At 65.8% G+C, this 16,334-nt stretch carries 17 protein-coding genes; 10 read left to right on the forward strand and 7 right to left on the reverse strand.

Annotated features, from left to right (window positions below):
* The first annotated feature begins 8 nt into the window (after positions 1-8).
* The gene (locus tag ACZK4Z_RS08460; protein ID WP_107432879.1) at positions 9-623 is read left to right on the forward strand and encodes an inorganic diphosphatase; all 615 of its coding nucleotides are present in this window, start codon (positions 9-11) and stop codon (positions 621-623) included.
* A gap of 19 nt (positions 624-642) precedes the next feature.
* On the opposite strand, the gene ACZK4Z_RS08465 is transcribed toward ACZK4Z_RS08460, so the two are convergent.
* Positions 643-1,227 carry an SMI1/KNR4 family protein gene (locus ACZK4Z_RS08465; protein WP_125895140.1) on the reverse strand — a complete coding sequence of 195 codons (585 nt, stop codon included), beginning with the start codon at positions 1,225-1,227 and terminating at the stop codon, positions 643-645.
* Between the two features lie 108 nt (positions 1,228-1,335).
* On the opposite strand from ACZK4Z_RS08465, the gene ACZK4Z_RS08470 reads away from it, so the two are divergent.
* Together ACZK4Z_RS08470 and ACZK4Z_RS08475 are read left to right on the forward strand one after the other, a co-directional pair.
* Positions 1,336-2,751 carry a cryptochrome/photolyase family protein gene (locus tag ACZK4Z_RS08470; RefSeq protein WP_478451541.1) on the forward strand — a complete coding sequence of 472 codons (1,416 nt, stop codon included), beginning with the start codon at positions 1,336-1,338 and terminating at the stop codon, positions 2,749-2,751.
* 139 nt (positions 2,752-2,890) lie between these two features.
* Positions 2,891-3,586, forward strand: a complete 696-nt coding sequence (locus ACZK4Z_RS08475) for a YiaD family glycine zipper/OmpA-like lipoprotein (RefSeq protein WP_010484399.1) — start codon at positions 2,891-2,893, stop codon at positions 3,584-3,586.
* A 479-nt stretch (positions 3,587-4,065) separates the two neighbouring features.
* Here ACZK4Z_RS08475 and ACZK4Z_RS08480 read toward each other — a convergent pair whose 3' ends face one another.
* Complete coding sequence (locus ACZK4Z_RS08480) at positions 4,066-5,097, reverse strand: LysR family transcriptional regulator (RefSeq protein ID WP_005409107.1); 1,032 nt, start codon at positions 5,095-5,097, stop codon at positions 4,066-4,068.
* 147 nt (positions 5,098-5,244) lie between these two features.
* Between ACZK4Z_RS08480 and ACZK4Z_RS08485 the strand changes: the two genes are divergently transcribed.
* The 6 genes from ACZK4Z_RS08485 to ACZK4Z_RS08510 all read left to right on the forward strand — a co-directional run bounded on the left by ACZK4Z_RS08485 (position 5,245) and on the right by ACZK4Z_RS08510 (position 13,072).
* Entirely contained in the window at positions 5,245-5,472 is a 228-nt protein-coding gene (locus tag ACZK4Z_RS08485; RefSeq protein ID WP_032128321.1) for a hypothetical protein, read from the forward strand.
* Positions 5,469-6,239 (forward strand): SDR family NAD(P)-dependent oxidoreductase, encoded by a 771-nt coding sequence (locus ACZK4Z_RS08490; RefSeq protein WP_049400332.1) that lies wholly within the window; start codon positions 5,469-5,471, stop codon positions 6,237-6,239. Before ACZK4Z_RS08485 ends, ACZK4Z_RS08490 begins: the two co-directional genes overlap by 4 nt.
* Before the next feature lie 91 nt (positions 6,240-6,330).
* Positions 6,331-7,557 (forward strand): efflux RND transporter periplasmic adaptor subunit, encoded by a 1,227-nt coding sequence (locus ACZK4Z_RS08495; RefSeq protein WP_032128263.1) that lies wholly within the window; start codon positions 6,331-6,333, stop codon positions 7,555-7,557.
* A gap of 127 nt (positions 7,558-7,684) precedes the next feature.
* A complete protein-coding gene (locus tag ACZK4Z_RS08500; protein WP_032128264.1) occupies positions 7,685-10,855 on the forward strand; it encodes an efflux RND transporter permease subunit in 3,171 nt (1,056 codons plus the stop codon).
* 64 nt (positions 10,856-10,919) lie between these two features.
* Positions 10,920-11,657 (forward strand): SDR family oxidoreductase, encoded by a 738-nt coding sequence (locus tag ACZK4Z_RS08505; protein WP_012510730.1) that lies wholly within the window; start codon positions 10,920-10,922, stop codon positions 11,655-11,657.
* Positions 11,651-13,072, forward strand: a complete 1,422-nt coding sequence (locus ACZK4Z_RS08510) for an efflux transporter outer membrane subunit (RefSeq protein ID WP_032128266.1) — start codon at positions 11,651-11,653, stop codon at positions 13,070-13,072. Before ACZK4Z_RS08505 ends, ACZK4Z_RS08510 begins: the two co-directional genes overlap by 7 nt.
* 41 nt (positions 13,073-13,113) lie before the next feature.
* Here ACZK4Z_RS08510 and ACZK4Z_RS08515 read toward each other — a convergent pair whose 3' ends face one another.
* Complete coding sequence (locus ACZK4Z_RS08515; protein ID WP_125895142.1) at positions 13,114-13,491, reverse strand: VOC family protein; 378 nt, start codon at positions 13,489-13,491, stop codon at positions 13,114-13,116.
* 140 nt (positions 13,492-13,631) lie between these two features.
* On the opposite strand from ACZK4Z_RS08515, the gene ACZK4Z_RS08520 reads away from it, so the two are divergent.
* Positions 13,632-13,895 (forward strand): hypothetical protein, encoded by a 264-nt coding sequence (locus ACZK4Z_RS08520; protein ID WP_049423576.1) that lies wholly within the window; start codon positions 13,632-13,634, stop codon positions 13,893-13,895.
* Between the two features lie 19 nt (positions 13,896-13,914).
* Here ACZK4Z_RS08520 and ACZK4Z_RS08525 read toward each other — a convergent pair whose 3' ends face one another.
* The 4 genes from ACZK4Z_RS08525 to ACZK4Z_RS08540 form a co-directional block, all read right to left on the reverse strand.
* Positions 13,915-14,769 carry an endonuclease/exonuclease/phosphatase family protein gene (locus ACZK4Z_RS08525; protein WP_125895144.1) on the reverse strand — a complete coding sequence of 285 codons (855 nt, stop codon included), beginning with the start codon at positions 14,767-14,769 and terminating at the stop codon, positions 13,915-13,917.
* 156 nt (positions 14,770-14,925) lie between these two features.
* Entirely contained in the window at positions 14,926-15,168 is a 243-nt protein-coding gene (locus ACZK4Z_RS08530; RefSeq protein WP_049462602.1) for a hypothetical protein, read from the reverse strand.
* Between the two features lie 135 nt (positions 15,169-15,303).
* Positions 15,304-15,537, reverse strand: a complete 234-nt coding sequence (locus ACZK4Z_RS08535; protein WP_125895146.1) for a hypothetical protein — start codon at positions 15,535-15,537, stop codon at positions 15,304-15,306.
* An 87-nt stretch (positions 15,538-15,624) separates the two neighbouring features.
* Entirely contained in the window at positions 15,625-16,329 is a 705-nt protein-coding gene (locus ACZK4Z_RS08540) for a PA1136 family autoinducer-binding transcriptional regulator (protein WP_032128273.1), read from the reverse strand.
* Positions 16,330-16,334 lie beyond the last annotated feature (5 nt).

The following is a 16,334-nucleotide window of genomic DNA, read 5'->3' on the forward strand; positions in this document are numbered from 1 at the left end:
AGATGCCAATGACCACGCTCCGACGCATCCTTCCTCTCGCTGCCATCGGCGCCGCCCTGCTGTTGCTGGCCAGTGCGGTGACGGCCGCCGATACCGTGCTGCATCCGTTCCTGGTCGCCCAGCCGAAGCAGGCCCCGCAGGAGGTGAATCTGGCGGTGGAGATTCCGGCCGGCAGCTTCACCAAGTACGAGATCAAGGAAGACGGCCTGGTCCACGTGGACCGCTTCCAGTCGATGCCGGTGGCCTATCCGGCCAATTACGGCTCGATGCCGCGCACCCTGGCCGGTGACAACGATCCGCTGGATGCGCTGGTGCTGACCCGCGAACCCCTGCACCCAGGCGTGATCGTGCGCTTCCGGCCGATCGGTTACCTGAAGATGATCGATGGTGGCGAGCACGATGAGAAGATCATCGGCGTGCCGACCGACAAGGTCGACCCGACTTACGCCAGCATCCGCGACCTGAAGGATCTGCCGGAGGTCGAGCGTCAGCGCATCGAGGCGTTCTTCCGGGTTTACAAGGACCTGCCGGCGGGACGCAACCCGGTGCAGCTCAATGGCTGGGGCAACGCCGCCGAGGCGCGGGTACTGATCAGCGAAGCGATGAAGCGCTTCGAAAAGTAGATCCACGCCATGCGTGGATTCAGTCCAGCAACGTCTCGATGAACGACTCGGCCTGCAGGCGGTCGCCCAGTACCCGGGCCACCGCCTGTACGGCTGCCTCCTGGTGTTCAGGACGGATGCCGCCATCGTCATCGTCGTTGTAGAGGTCATCGCCGGCATCGAGGTACACCGTGCCTGCAGCAGCCAGAGCCGCCATCAAGGTCGGCACATCGGCAGTGATCTCGCCGGCATCCAGCAGGCCCGCACCGTGGTGACTGAACAGCACACGGCCGTCATCCAGGTCGAGGATGAACGGATCAGCGCCGCGATCGGCAATCACCAGCCAGTTCGATGGCCAGTTGTCGATCGGATCGCCGCTGATGCCATGCCAGCGATAGCCGGCCTGGTGACTCCACACGCGTCGCAGCGGCGGTATCCAGACTTCGAGGCCCGGAATGGTGATTCCGGAGTTGCCCACCTTCGCATTGATCTCATGACCCAGCGGTCCCACCTGCGCGTAGAAGCACGCCAGCACCGGTGGTAACGGGAACGGTCCCTGCCAGTCACCTTCGTGCTGGGCCCGCAGCAGCCCGAAGCGGGCGAATGAGGCGTACAGATCATCCATGGCGGGTCCAACGAGGAGCGGCCCAGCAGCCTAGCAGACGGCGTCTGCGTGCAGCGCCTTCACCGCCGCTGGCTATCATGTCCGCCTTCAACAACGAAGGCGGTGTCTGTGTCGGTAGCGTTGGTATGGTTCCGCCGTGATCTGCGGCTGCAGGAAAATCCGGCCCTGCAGGCCGCGCTGGATGCCGGTCACGACGTGGTGCCGATCTACATCCATGCGCCCCACGAAGAGGGTGAGTGGGTGCCGGGTGCCGCCTCCGATGCGTGGCGCCACCGTTCACTGGCCGCGTTGGACGCCGACCTGCGCGTGCGCGGTTCGTCGCTGGTGCTGCGCAGTGGTGACAGCCTGCCGGCCCTGCAGTTGCTGATCGAGCAGACCGGCGCCGGGGCGGTGTACTGGAACCGCAAGTACGAACCGGCCACCCAGCCACGCGACGCCACCATCAAGCGCACGTTGCGCGAGCAGGGCATCGACGCACAGAGCTGCAATGGCAGCCTGCTGTTCGAGCCGTGGGACATCGCCACCCAGCAGGGCCAGCCCTACAAGGTATTCACGCCGTACTGGCGCAATGTACTCAGTCATTGGCGCCTGCCCGCGCTGCAGGCCGCACCGGAAGCATTGGCGACGCACGCGGTCGACAGCCTGGCATTGGATGATCTCCAGTTGGCACCGACGCTGGACTGGGATACCGGCTTCTGGGAGCACTGGCAGCCGGGTGAAGCCGGTGCGCTGGAAGCGCTGTCCGTGTTCGAGGACGGTGCGCTGCGCGGCTACCGCGAGCAGCGTGACCTGCCAGATCGCGTGGGCACCTCGCGACTGTCGCCGCACCTGCATTTCGGCGAAATCGCACCCTGGCGGATTGCCCATGCGCTGGAAGGGCTGCGCAGTGCCGACACCGACGCCGACATCGACGGCTACCTTCGCCAACTGGGCTGGCGTGACTTCGCCTACCACCTGCTGCATCACTTCCCGAAGACGCCGACCGACAACCTCAACCCGCGCTTTGACTGTTTCCCGTGGGCCACACCGAGTGCCGCGCAGCTGCACGACTGGCAGCGCGGCAACACCGGCGTGCCGATCGTCGATGCAGGCCTGCGCGAGCTGTGGCACACCGGTTACATGCACAACCGGGTGCGGATGATCGTGGCCAGCTATCTGTGCAAGCACCTGCGCGCGCACTGGCTGCATGGCGCGCGCTGGTTCTGGGACACCCTGGTCGATGCCGACCTGGCCAACAACACGATGGGCTGGCAGTGGGTGGCCGGGACCGGTGCCGATGCCGCACCTTACTTCCGCGTGTTCAACCCCGTGACCCAGGCCGAGAAGTTCGACCCCCAGGCCCGCTACATCAGCCGCTGGGTGCCCGAACTGGGGGCGCTGCCGGTGAAAGCGCGCTTCGCGCCGTGGCAGCATCCGTTGCTGCTGGCGGCACATGCCCCGGGCTATCCGCGCACGCCGCTGGTGGATCTGGCGGTTGGCCGCGATGCCGCGCTGGCTGCCTATCGGCAGTCGGGAGCGGGGTAAAGTGCGGGCCGAGCGATCCGGTCAGTTAGCTGAACGCGGCCCTGTCGACGTGCCCGATCATCATTCCGGCATCGCATCGGGCTGTTTATTCTCTTTGCGCCCGCAGGCCGCCGGCCGACCGGAAACCAAGGAGAACCTCATGATCCGCAATACCACCCGCAACGTCGCACTGGCCCTGATGAGTGCGGCCGTCCTGTCGGCCTGCGCCACCGGCGGCTCCTACGTACAGAGTGACCAGTACGGCAACCCGACCGAGCAGCAGAACCGCACCGGCCGCAACGCGCTGATCGGCACCGCCATCGGCGTAGCCGCCGGCCTGCTGACCGGTGACAGCGCCACGGAGCGTCGTCAGCATGCGCTGATCGGCGCCGGTATCGGCGCGCTCAGCGGCGCCGCGGTAGGCCAGTACCAGGATCGCCAGGAACGCGCACTGCGCGAGCGCACTGCCAACACCGGCATTGATGTGCAGCGCCAGGGCGACAACATCATGCTGAACCTGCCGGACGGCATCACCTTCGACTTCGGCAAGTCGACCCTGAAGCCGCAGTTCTACGGCTCGCTCAATGGCGTGGCAGGCACCCTGCGTGACTACAACCAGACCATGATCGAAGTGGTCGGCCATACCGACAGCATCGGCAGTGACGCGGTCAACAACCGCCTGTCGAAGGAACGTGCCGACTCGGTCGCGCAGTACCTGATCGGCCAGGGCGTGCAGAGCGTGCGCATCGAAACCCTGGGCGCCGGCAAGTCGTACCCGATTGCCGACAACAGCACCGATGCCGGCCGCGCCAAGAACCGCCGCGTCGAAATCCGCGTGATTCCGCTCAAGCAATAACGCTACGCGTTATTGCTTGAGCCGGTCCGGCTATTGGCCGGAACGAAAATGCCGCCCTTGCAGGCGGCATTTTTGTGGGTGCCGAGCGTTGCTCGGCACGCCGATAGCGCTCCCGGTTGCGGTTTCTCCAAACGGCGCCGACCAAGGTCGGCATCTACCGAAAGCCACGTAGCCGGAACGAGAATGCCGCCCTTGCAGGCGGCATTTTCTGTAGGTGCCGAGCTTGCTCGGCACACCGATAGCGCTTCCGGTCGCGGCTTTTCCAAACGGCGCCGACCAAGGTCGGCATCTACCGAAAGCCACGTAGCCGGAACGAAAATGCCGCCCTTGCAGGCGGCATTTTCTGTAGGTGCCGAGCTTGCTCGGCACACTGATAGCGCCCGTAGAGTCGAGCTTGCTCGACTGAAGCGCAAGAGCAGTCGAGCAAGCTCGACTCTACGGAATGCCGGTAGATCCACGCCATGCGTGGATGCTTCCGGTCATGCGGCCGAAGCGGCCACCTTCTCCAGAATCCGCTTGCCGCTGCTTTCCAGCGCCGCGTCTTCCTTTTCCTTCTGCTGCTGCGCCAGCTTCGCGCCCGGGCACTGCGCCAGCATGTAATTGGCGTCGAAGTTGAGCTTCTCGACCAGGAAGTCGACGAATGCACGCACCTTCGGCGAGACCAGGCGGCCACCGGCGAACACGGCGTTGAAGTCCACTTCCGGCCCGGTCCAGCCAGCCAGCACGCGGCGCACCATGCCCGACTCAACGAACGGCTTGGCCATCACGTCCCCGGTCAGCAGCAGGCCTTCGCCGCACACCAATGCACCATTCAACGCAGACATGTCGTTGGCGGTCATCAGCGGGGTAACAGGGAAGTCGCGCAGCTCGCCGCCGTTCTCGCCCAGCTGCCAGGTGAAGCGCGGCGAGTTGCCGGTGTGGTACGGCTTGCGCATCGCCAGGATGCGATGGAACTGCAGCTCTTCCGGATGCAGCGGCTCACCATAGCGTTCGATGTAGGCCGGGCTGGCGAACACCTGCGTGCGCAGGCTGCCCAGCTTGCGAGCCACCAGGTTGGAATCGGGCAGGGCACCCACGCGCAGGGCCAGGTCCGCCTCACCTGCAATCAGGTCCAGCTTCTCGTTGCCCATGTGCATGTCCAAGCGGATCTCTGGATACTGCGCATGGAACTGGCCCAGCAGCGGTGCAATCCAGGTGATGCCGATCGAGTAAGGCACAGTGAAGCGCAGCCAGCCGCGCGGACCGGACTGGAGCTGGCTCACCGCGCTCTCAGCTTCTTCCAGTTCGCGCGCGATGCGCTGGCAATGTTCGTGGTAGATCGAACCCGCTTCGGTCAGGCCGAGGCGGCGGGTGGTCCGGTGCAGAAGGCGCGCACCCAGGCGCGTTTCCAGCTCCTGCACTTTGCGACTGACCGTGGTCTTGGGCAGGCCGAGCGATTTGGCAGCGGCAATGAAACTGCCTTGCTCGACCACTTTGACGAAGATCAGCGTCTCGTTGAGATCGTGGGACATGGTCTGGGATCCTGGACGTCGGGGATGGGACAATCGTGACAGAACGATTGGACCGGGAGCGGGATGATTATTCCCCTTAATCAGGACTAATCAAGTAAAGGTTTGAGGTCTATCGTGGCGCCATTCGTTACTTGGAGCCCGTCCGCCATGAGCCTGCGCAACATTCTTGCCCGTCTCCGGAACGCCGGCCAGAGCACCCTGGACCTGGCAATGACCGTTGAAGTCCGCCCGAGTTCCTTGGTACACAAGGACTTCCGTGAGTTTACCGCGCCGATGCGTCAGCAGCGTGGCGGTGCCATCCGCCTGGCGCCGCACAAGGGCGACCGGCTGCGTCGAATCGGGACTATCCCGGATTTGGGAGGAAATGTCCCGTGAATGGGATGCTGACGCCCGAAGTCCTGGTCCTCGGCGGCACCGGTGCCGTCGGCCAGGGCGTGGTTGGCGCACTGCTGGAAGCCGGCAGCCCGGTGCTGGTGGTCGGTCGCGACCCGGGCCGGCTGGCGGCGCTGCATGAGCAGTTCGCCGATGAGCCGGGCCTGGAGACGCTGCTGGGTTCGCTCAGCGATGACGGCTCGGCGCGCGCACTGGCCGAACGCATCGCGCATCGCCCGCGTCCGCTGGCGGCAGTGATCGCCGCAATGGGCGGCCCTTACCGTCGCGGCCGGGTGACTGACCGCAACGGCGATGAACTGCTGGGCGCGATGCAGGCCGATCTGATGCCGCACGTGCACGCAGTGCGTCATCTGCTGCCGCTGCTGCAGGACAACGTGCATGCGCGTCGCTACGTGATGATCGGCAGCCCGGCCAATGCCAAGCCATGGGCGGGCTATGGCGAAACCTCGATCACCACTGCGGCGCTGCGTATGTACGCGCAGGTGGTGCACCAGGAAGCCCAGGCATTGGGCGTGCGCGCGCAGATGCTGGAAGTCTGCAGCCCGGTGTGTACGCCGGCCAACGCGGCCAATGCCTGCATCGAGTGGCCCAGCTCACTGCTGGTCGGCCGTCGCGTGGTCTCCCTGCTCGACGGCTGCCGCGACAACCGCGCCATCGTCCGCTGCGACAGCAGTGATGCCGAACTGCCGCGCGGCCTGCTGCACCTGGACGTTCCTCCCCTGTGGCGCGATACCGCAGGCGTCGCTTGACCTCGACCATGGTTGAGGTCGCAGGATACGCCGCCTGTTTTTGCAACACGTTCTCATCTAGCTGTACCACCCCTCCGTACGGATGCATGCCATGACTTCCCCCAATTCCACCCCACATCGTTTCGGCCATCGCATCGCGATGGTTGGCGTGTCGATCCTCGCCGCAGCCGTGCTGGCGGCCTGCAGCGGCGGCCACGCCGAAGAAGCCGGTGCACCGCCGCCGCCGCAGGTCAGTGCTGCACCGGTGCTGGTCAAGCAGGTCAGCCAGTGGGACGAGTTCAGCGGCCGCGTCGAAGCGGTACAGAGCGTTGAACTGCGCCCGCGCGTGTCCGGCTACATCGACAAGGTCAACTACGTCGAAGGCCAGGAAGTGAAGAAGGGCGAAGTGCTCTTCACCATCGACGCGCGCAGTTACCAGGCCGAGTACGATCGCGCCGCTGCCGAACTGGCCCGCGCCCGCACCCAGGCCACGCTGGCCCGCAGTGAATCCGAGCGTGCCAAGCGCTTGTCCGAGCAGCAGGCCATTTCCACCGAGACGGCCGAGCAGCGTCGCGCTGCGGCTGACCAGTCCGGTGCCGCCGTACAGGCGGCCCAGGCTGCGCTGGATGCGGCCCGCCTCAACCTGGAGTTCACCAAGGTGCGTGCGCCGATCGACGGCCGTGCCGGCCGCGCGATGGTCACCGCCGGCAACCTGGTCACCGCCGGCGACAGCGCCAGCGTGCTGACCACGCTGGTCTCGCTGGACACCGTGTTCGTCTACTTCGATGCCGATGAAAGCACTTTCCTTCGCTATGCACAGATGGCACGCAAGGGTGAACGCCCGAGCGAGCGTGACAGCGATCTGCCGGTGAAGGTCGGCCTGTCCGGCGAAGAGGGCTACCCGCACTCCGGCAAGGTCGACTTCCTCGACAACCAGGTGGCGCGCAGCACCGGCACCATCCGTGTCCGCGCGCTGCTGGACAACGCCGACCGCCAGTTCACGCCGGGCCTGTTCGCCCGCGTGCAGCTGCTCGGCAGCGGCCAGTTCCAGGCCCTGCTGATCGACGAGAAGGCTGTTCTGACCGACCAGGATCGCAAGTACGTGTACGTGGTCGACAAGGATGGCAAGGCCCAGCGCCGTGACATCCAGCTCGGCCGCACCGCCGACGGCCTGCGTATTGTCGAGCATGGCCTGGCGGCCGGCGACAAGGTGATCATCGACGGCGTGCAGAAGGTCTTCATGCCGGGCATGCCGGTGCAGGCCAAGGCCGTGGCGATGCAGCCGCAGGCTGCGCCGCCGGCACCGGGCCGCGATGCCACCGCCGCGCTGAACCACTGATCCGCCGTCTCCTGATCCGCGTCCCCGCTTAGCTGCCGGCGCCAGCGGCAGCCTTCCCTGCCTTCGTCATCTCGGCGAGGGGCGGGGAGGCTGTTGCCCGCCGAACGCCTTTCCCAGGAATTCCTCCATGGACTTTTCCCGTTTCTTCATCGACAGGCCGATCTTCGCGGCGGTGCTGTCGATCGTGATCTTCGCCGCAGGCCTGATCACGATTCCAATCCTGCCGATCAGCGAGTACCCGGAAGTGGTGCCGCCGTCGGTGGTCGTGCGCACGGTGTATCCGGGCGCCAACCCCAAGGTCATTGCCGAGACCGTCGCCACCCCGCTTGAAGAGGCCATCAACGGCGTCGAAGGCATGATGTACCTGAAGTCGGTCGCCGGCTCGGACGGTGTGCTGCAGATGACCGTCACCTTCCGCCCGGGCACCGACCCGGACGCGGCGGCGGTGAAGGTGCAGAACCGCGTGGCGCAGGCGCAGGCGCGCCTGCCCGAGGACGTGCGCCGGCAGGGCGTGACCACGCAGAAGCAGTCACCGACCTTCCTGATGGTGGTGCACCTGACCTCGCCGAACGGCAAGTACGACACCCTGTACCTGCGCAACTACGCCCGTCTGCACGTCAAGGATGCGCTGGCGCGTATTCCGGGCGTGGGTGACGCGCAGATCTTCGGTGGTGGTGACTACGCCATGCGCGCCTGGCTGGACCCGGACAAGGTCGCCTCGCGCGGCCTGACCGCCAGTGATGTGGTGCGCGCCATGCGTGAGCAGAACGTGCAGGTCTCGGCCGGCCAGCTCGGTGCCGAACCGCTGCCGAACAGCCAGTTCCTGACCCTGATCAATGCCCAGGGCCGCCTGAAGACTGAAAAGGAATTCGGCGACATCGTGCTCAAGAGCGGTGTTGATGGCGAGATCGTGCGCCTGGCCGATGTGGCCCGCCTGGAACTGGGTGCCGGTGACTACACCCTGCGTTCGCAGCTGGACGGCAAGAACGCGGTGGGTATCGGTATCTTCCAGTCGCCGGGTGCCAATGCACTGGAGATCCGCGACCAGGTCATCTCGACGATGGACGAGATGCAGAAGACCATGCCGGCCGACGTGAAGTACGAAGCCGTGTATGACACCACCATCTTCGTGCGCGACTCGATCAAGGCCGTGGTCTCCACGCTGCTGGAAGCGATCGCGCTGGTGGTGCTGGTGGTGATCCTGTTCCTGCAGACCTGGCGTGCGTCGATCATTCCGCTGATCGCGGTGCCGGTGTCGGTGGTCGGTACTTTCGCCGCGCTGTACCTGCTGGGCTTCTCGATCAACACGCTGAGCCTGTTCGGCCTGGTGCTGGCGATCGGCATCGTGGTCGATGACGCGATCGTGGTGGTGGAGAACGTCGAGCGCAACATCGAAGAAGGCCTGTCGCCCACCGCCGCGGCCCACCAGGCCATGCGTGAGGTGTCCGGCCCGATCATCGCGATCGCGCTGGTGCTGTGTGCCGTGTTCGTGCCGATGGCCTTCCTGTCGGGTGTCACTGGCCAGTTCTACAAGCAGTTCGCGGTCACCATCGCCATCTCCACGGTGATCTCGGCAATCAACTCGCTGACCCTGTCGCCGGCCCTGGCTGCGCGCCTGCTGAAGGCCCATGGTGCGCCGAAGGACGGGCCGAGCCGCTTGATCGACCGCCTGTTCGGCTGGGTGTTCCGTCCGTTCAACCGCTTCTTCAAGTCCAGTTCGGAGAAATACGAGCGTGGCGTGGCCCGCATCCTCGGCCGTCGTGGTGCGGTGTTCGTGGTCTACGCGATCCTGCTGGTCGGTACCGGTGTGATCTTCAAGCTGGTGCCGCCGGGCTTCATCCCGACCCAGGACAAGCTGTACCTGATTGCCGGTGTGAAGCTGCCGGAAGGTTCGTCGATCGCGCGTACCGATGAAATGCTGCGCAAGGTCGCCAAGATCGCTCAGGAAACCGATGGCGTGGCCCACACCATCTCGTTCCCGGGTTTGAACGCGCTGCAGTTCACCAACACGCCGAACACCGGTGTAGCGTTCATTCCGCTCAAGCCGTTCGCCGAGCGCCATGGCCGTACCGCCGCGCAGATCAACGCCGAGATCAACCAGAAGATCGCCGGCCTGCAGGAAGGCTTCGCCTTCTCGATGATGCCGCCGCCGATCCTCGGCCTGGGCAACGGCAACGGCTACCAGATGTTCATCGAGGACCGTGGCAACCTGGGTTACGGCGCGCTGCAGAATGCTGTACAGGCAATGCAGGGCACCGTTGCGCAGACGCCGGGCATGGCCTTCCCGATTTCCAGCTACCAGGCCAATGTGCCGCAGCTGGATGCCGAGGTCGACCGCGTCAAGGCCAAGGCACAGGGCGTGCAGCTCACCGAACTGTTCGACACGCTGCAGACCTACCTCGGCTCGGCCTACGTCAACGACTTCAACCAGTTCGGCCGTACCTGGCAGGTCATCGCGCAGGCGGACGGTCCGTACCGCGAAACGGTCGAGGACATCGGCAAGCTGCGTACCCGCAATGACCGCGGCGAGATGGTGCCGATCGGTTCGATGGTCACCATCAAGCAGACCTTCGGCCCGGACCCGGTGCTGCGCTTCAATGGCTATCCGGCGGCGGATCTGGCCGGTGAAGCCGACCCGCGCCTGCTGTCTTCGGCCGAGGCGATGAACAAGCTGACCGAGATCGCCGGCAAGGTGCTGCCGGTGGGTATGACCACCGAATGGACCGACCTGAGCTACCAGCAGGCAACCCAGGGCAAGGCCGCCTTCATCGTGTTCCCGGTGGCGATCATGCTGGCCTTCCTGGTGCTGGCCGCACTGTACGAGAGCTGGTCGCTGCCGCTGGCGGTGATCCTGATCGTGCCGATGACCCTGCTGTCCGCGCTGTTCGGCGTGTGGCTGACCGGTGGTGACAACAACGTGTTCGTGCAGGTCGGCCTGGTGGTGCTGATGGGCCTGGCGTGCAAGAACGCGATCCTGATCGTCGAATTTGCCAGAGAGCTGGAGATGGGCGGCAAGGGTATCGTTGAAGCTGCGCTGGAAGCCTGCCGCCTGCGCCTGCGCCCGATCGTGATGACCTCCATCGCGTTCATCGCCGGCACCGTACCGCTGGTGCTGTCGCACGGTGCAGGTGCCGAGGTGCGCTCGGTGACCGGTATCACCGTGTTCGCCGGCATGCTGGGCGTGACCCTGTTCGGCCTGTTCCTCACCCCGGTGTTCTACGTGGCCCTGCGCAAGTTCGTCACCCGCAACGGTGGTGGCCAGCTGGTGCAGCACGGCGAGCCGACCATCCACCACTGACATGGAACCCCGTCGCCGCCGGTCGCTGGCCGGCGGCGGCTTCCCCCTCACGAGGCAAGAATCCATGAACTCTCATCAGAACAAGATCGCGCTGGTCACCGGCGCCACCCGCGGCATCGGCGCCGAGACCGTGCGCCAGCTGGCCCAGGCCGGCGTGCATACGCTGCTGGCCGGCCGCAAGCGCGAGACCGCCGTAGAGCAGGCGCTGAAGCTGCAGGCCGAGGGCCTGCCGGTGGAAGCCATCCAGCTGGACGTGACCGATGCCGCCAGCATCGCCGAAGCGGTCGAGCAGGTACGCCAGCGCCATGGGCGCCTGGACATCCTGGTCAACAACGCCGGCATCATGATCGAGAACCCGGCACAGGCGCCGTCCGAACAGTCGCTGGATACCTGGAAGCGCACTTTCGACACCAACGTGTACGCACTGGTTGCGGTGACCCAGGCCTTCCTGCCACTGGTCAGGCAGGCCAAGTCCGGGCGGATCGTCAACGTTTCGAGCATGCTCGGCTCGCAGACCCTGCACGCTGATCCGACCTCGGGCATCTACGATTTCAAGATCCCCGCGTACAACGCCTCCAAGGCAGCGGTGAACAGCTGGACGCTGGCGCTGGCGCACGAACTGCGCAGCACCCAGATCAAGGTCAATACCGTGCATCCGGGTTACGTGAAAACCGATATGAACGGCGGCCACGGCGAGATTGAGATCAGCGAAGGCGCGCGCTCCAGCGTGCAGATGGCACTGATCGGCCATGAAGGTCCGAACGGCAGCTTCACCTACCTGGGTGAGGTGCTGCCATGGTGATCCGCACGTTGGCGATGGCTGTCTCCAGCCTGGTGCTGGCAGGCTGTGTCAGCGTCGGCCCGAACTACAAGGCCCCGGTGCAGGAACCGGTGGTGCTGCAGGGGGCGCAGCAGCCGGTGTTCAGCACCACCTCGCCGGTGGCGAGCTGGTGGGCGCAGTTCGATGATCCGGTGCTGGAAGAACTGGTTCACGGCGCACTTTCGGACAACCTGGACCTGCGCGTGGCCGTGGCCCGCGTCAGCCAGGCCCGCGCGGTGTTCGTCGAAAGCCGCTTCGACCAGGCGCCCCACGTTACCGCGGGCGGCAGCTACGATCGCCGCAAGCAACCCGATCCGCAGCTGGGTGGGCAGCGGGTGTTCAGTGAAAGCTACCAGCTCGGCTTCGATGCGGGCTGGGAGCTGGATCTGTTCGGCCGCAAGCGCCGTGCTGCAGAAGCCGCCCGTGCCGACCTCGATGCCGAGCAGGCCAACCTGGCCGACGCACAGGTACTGATCGCCGCCGAAGTGGCACGCAACTACTTCGAGCTGCGCGGCACACAGAAGCGCATCGCCGTGGCCCAGCACACCCTGGTCAATCTGCGCGAGACGCAGAAGCTGACCGAGGCACGCTGGGAGCTGGGCGCCGGCAGCGAGCTGGACGTGCAGAGCAGTCGTGCCCGGCTGAAGGCGATCGAGGCCGACATTCCGCTGCTGGAAGTGGCCGAAACGCAGTCGCGCAACCGCCTGGCGGTTCTGCTGGGCCAGCGTCCGGAAACGCTGACCGCCATGCTTGCGCCGCACGAAGTGCCGGCATTCGCCAAGGCGCTGCCGCTGGGCGATACCCGCGAGCTGCTGCGCCAACGCGCCGACGTGCGCGTGGCCGAGCGTCGTCTTGCCGCCGCTACCGCGCGGGTGGGCGTGGCCACGGCGGATCTGTTCCCGCGGCTGTCGCTGTCCGGATTCGTCGGCTTCCTCGGTGGCGATGCCAGTGGCCTGGTCAATGGCAACAACAAGGCCTGGTCGCTGACGCCGTCGCTGAGCTGGGCGGCCTTCGATTTCGGCACCGTACGTGCACGCCTGCGTGCCAGCAAGGCCGAGGCCGAAGGCGTGGCAGCACAGTATGAGCAGACGGTGCTGCTGGCACTGGAAGACACCGAGAACGCGCTGACCCGCTATTCCAAGCAGCAGGCGCGGCTGGCGATCGTGGTCGAGCAGGCGCAGGCGGCACGCCGTGCCGAGTCGCTGGCGCAGATCCGCTATCGCGAGGGCTCGGAGGACTTCCTGACCCTGCTGGATGCGCAGCGTACGCAGCTGGCAGCCGATGATGCGTTGGCCGCGGCCGAGTCCGAGGTCAACGTCAGCGTGGTGGGGGTGTACAAGGCGCTGGGTGGTTGGGGTCAATCACCGCAGCCGGCGAGTGTGGCGCAGGTGCAGTAACCGCAGGGGACGGAAGCAGTGGCTTCCGTCCCTTTCTTCTTTCAGGGCCAGTGATTGGCTGGTGTTTCGCGCTCGCGCATGCGCACGATGCAGAAGCGATGGCCGGTCGGTGCTTCCATCACCCACCAGCGTTTGACGAAGCCTATCCGCCGCGCGCCGAGCCTCTCCAGGCGGTCGGCCTCGGCGTCGATGTCGTCGCTCTCGATGTCCAGGTGCACCCGTGAAGGATGATTGACGCGTTGCACCTCCACGTTCAGGCCTGCGGGCGCGCCCTGCAGGTCGGCGTACTCGGCGCCGTCTTCGGCATAGGCGGGCTGCGCCTGCAGGCCGAGCGCGGCGGACCAGAAGCGGGCGCCTTCGTCGGCGGGAATGCCCTCGCAATCGATGATGAAACCGGCCAGGCGACTCTGGTGTGCCATGCCTTTCTCCACAGTTCGGGAACGGGGGCAGGGTAGCGCGGTGTGTGCTGTGGACGTTGTCACAGTCGTGACGTTTCTGACTCTGCCGGAAGCCGTGTCCGCCGTGTAACTAGTGGGGCAGATTCCAGGGAGTAAAGACGATGAGTGATGACAGGCGGGATACCCAGCGCATGCTGTTTGGCGACCCGGGGCCACCCGGCGCGGGCCTTTCGGTGGCGGTCGTTGTGCTGCTGGTGCTGGCGACGATGGCCGCTGCGATCGGTTTCCTGCGACTGCCTGATCCGATGCTGGGGCTGGGCCTGATCGGCGTTGCCGTGTTCCTTGCTGTCGGCGCCCGCATCTGCCAGGCGCGCAACCAGCACCTGGCATTGTACCGGCTGTTGTCGCGGCAGCCGCCGCGGTAGCCACGGCTGCCGCAGAGATTCAGTGCGTCGGCCAGTCCAGCTCGACCACCAGCGGGAAGTGATCCGACGGCAGCACGCCGTCGATGCGGCGGTCATCGGTGAGGAAACTGCGGGCATGGAAGCCGCGCACCAGCACCCAGTCCAGCTGCACGGTGGCCTTGCCGGTGAAGTCGTGGAAGGTCAGGCGTGGTCCCTGCGGTGCCTTCACCTGCGTGCGTGTGTCCTGCAGCAGGCGGGTGAACGCCTTGTAGGTGTCACCGCCGGGCTCGCTGTTGAAGTCACCGGTCAGGACCACCGGCAGGTCGGCAGGCAGGGCTTCCAGGTGCTTGCCGATCAGCTCGGCACCCTTCACCCGGCGCGGTTCGTCCTCGTCGCGGTAGGGCAGGTGGGTATTCATGAAGTAGAAACGGCGGCCATCATCCAGGCGCCGGAACAGGGCCCAGGTGACCATGCGCGGGTACAGGTTGCCCCAGGTGATGCTGCCGGGTACTTCGGGCGTATCGGATAACCAGAAGTTGCCGGATTCCTCGATGGCCAGCACCTTGCTGTCGTAGAGCACGCCCATGTGTTCATCGCCGCTGCCACCGCGGCGGCCTTCACCGAACCAGCGGTAGCCGGGCAGATGCCCGGACAGGAAGTCGGCCTGTTCCTTCACCAGCTCCTGCGTGCCGATCACGGCCGGGTGTGCATCGAGGATGACCTTGACCATGGCATCGCGACGGTCCGGCCAGCGCTTGCCCGGTTCGGTATCGGCCGGGGTACGGACATTGAACGACATCACTTTCAGTGGCACCGGCGCAGCAGCCCAGGCGACGGCAGGCAGAGCAAGCGCCAGCAGCGCACACAGCGCAGGGCGACGGAAACGCGACAACATCGTGGAATCCCTCCATTCCATGAAAACGGTTTCATGAAGCATGCCATGGACGGTGGGGTCGGCGATATGCCGGGATGGGCGGATGGAAGATGCCGGGCGGGCGGTGAAGGTCCCGCCCGGCGGATCGCGCGGGCGCGATCAGGAGGTCATGGGTTCTTAGTCGGCAGGCAGGTACCACTGGCCATTCTGGTCAATCCAGTACACCTGGATGTAGGGAGTGCCGTCCTCGTCGAAGTACGTCACTTCGCAACGTTGATGGTAATAGGGCCCCATCTTGACCCGGACGCAGTTCGTGTTCTCCGGACCACCGCCACCACCGCCGGCGGTGGCCTGGGACGGCGTGGAGAGAGCTCCCACGGCAAACATCAGTGCGGCCATCGAGGCCAGGTGCAGTTTCATGGGCATCATCCTTGTGTCTGCAATCGCGCATCTGCGCGGTGTCGTGCAACTACCCCCGGGTAGAGCATGCACCCGAGCGGCAGCTGCTGCATGCGCGCCGGCCCGGCGGGCGGCCCGGCGCAGTCCCCTGCCGGCTCAGTCGCGCAGGTAAGGGTTGCCGTACTCGTCGATCCAGTACTCGGCTTCGTACACGTTGCCGAACTCATCGGTGTAGGTTTCCGTGCAGTGCTGGTGGACCCGGTTGTGGTCCACTTTCACCGGCACGCACGAAACATTTTCTTTCGGTCCCACGGCATTGGCGTCCGCCACCGGAGCCAGGGTTGCCGTTGCCATCACCAACGCGGCCATCGCGGCCAGTTGCAGTTTCATAAGCATCGTCCTTGCTTTCTGCAATCGCGCACATGCGCATGGCGTGTGTAACACGCGAACCAGAGCGCCGGAAGTGTCTTGCCCGGATCAGTCCTCGATCTCGCCGCGCCGACTGGCAGCACGCACCGCCTGCGCGGTGGTTGCCACGCCCAGGCGCTGGCGCGCGCGTCGCAGATGATTCTCCACCGTACGGGCGGAAAGCCCCAGCGTGGCCGCGATTTCCGCCTGGCGACGGCCGGCGGCGACCCAGCGCAGCACCTCGCGTTCGCGCGTGCTCAACGCACTTCCGGAAAGCTCGGTGGGCGTCTCGGAAAGCCGGCGTGCGGCACGGAATGCTGCAGCTGCAGCAGCATCCAGCAGCAGTCGCGCGCTGGCCGATGCATCGATCGCTGTCCCGGCAAAACTGATCGCGCCTTCCAGCCCTGTGGTGCCGAACACCGGCACCTGCAGACCGTGCAGGCCTTCACCACGTGGCTGCTTTACCACCTGATAGCGTTCGCCGCGAACGCCCTGGCGCTTGCTCCAGAAGAACGGCGCGTCACTGTCCAGAACGTGGCGATTGACCGGACAGGCGTGCAGGTAGCGCGCGAGGTCGGTAGTGCTGCCGTCGCCGAACCAGTCGCCCTCGATCCAGTACACGCGCTGGGTACCGCGTTCCAACCCCGTGCCGGTGGCGAACACCAGCACGCGGTCGTAGCCCAGCGGTGCACAGATGCCGCGCAGTACCGCGCCCACCGTACTCAGTGAGCGGGCGCGTTCCAGTTCCAGCAACGCCTGCACCAGATCGCTCACGCCAG

The sequence above is a fragment of the Stenotrophomonas sp. 71799_Sma genome, from assembly GCF_056482505.1.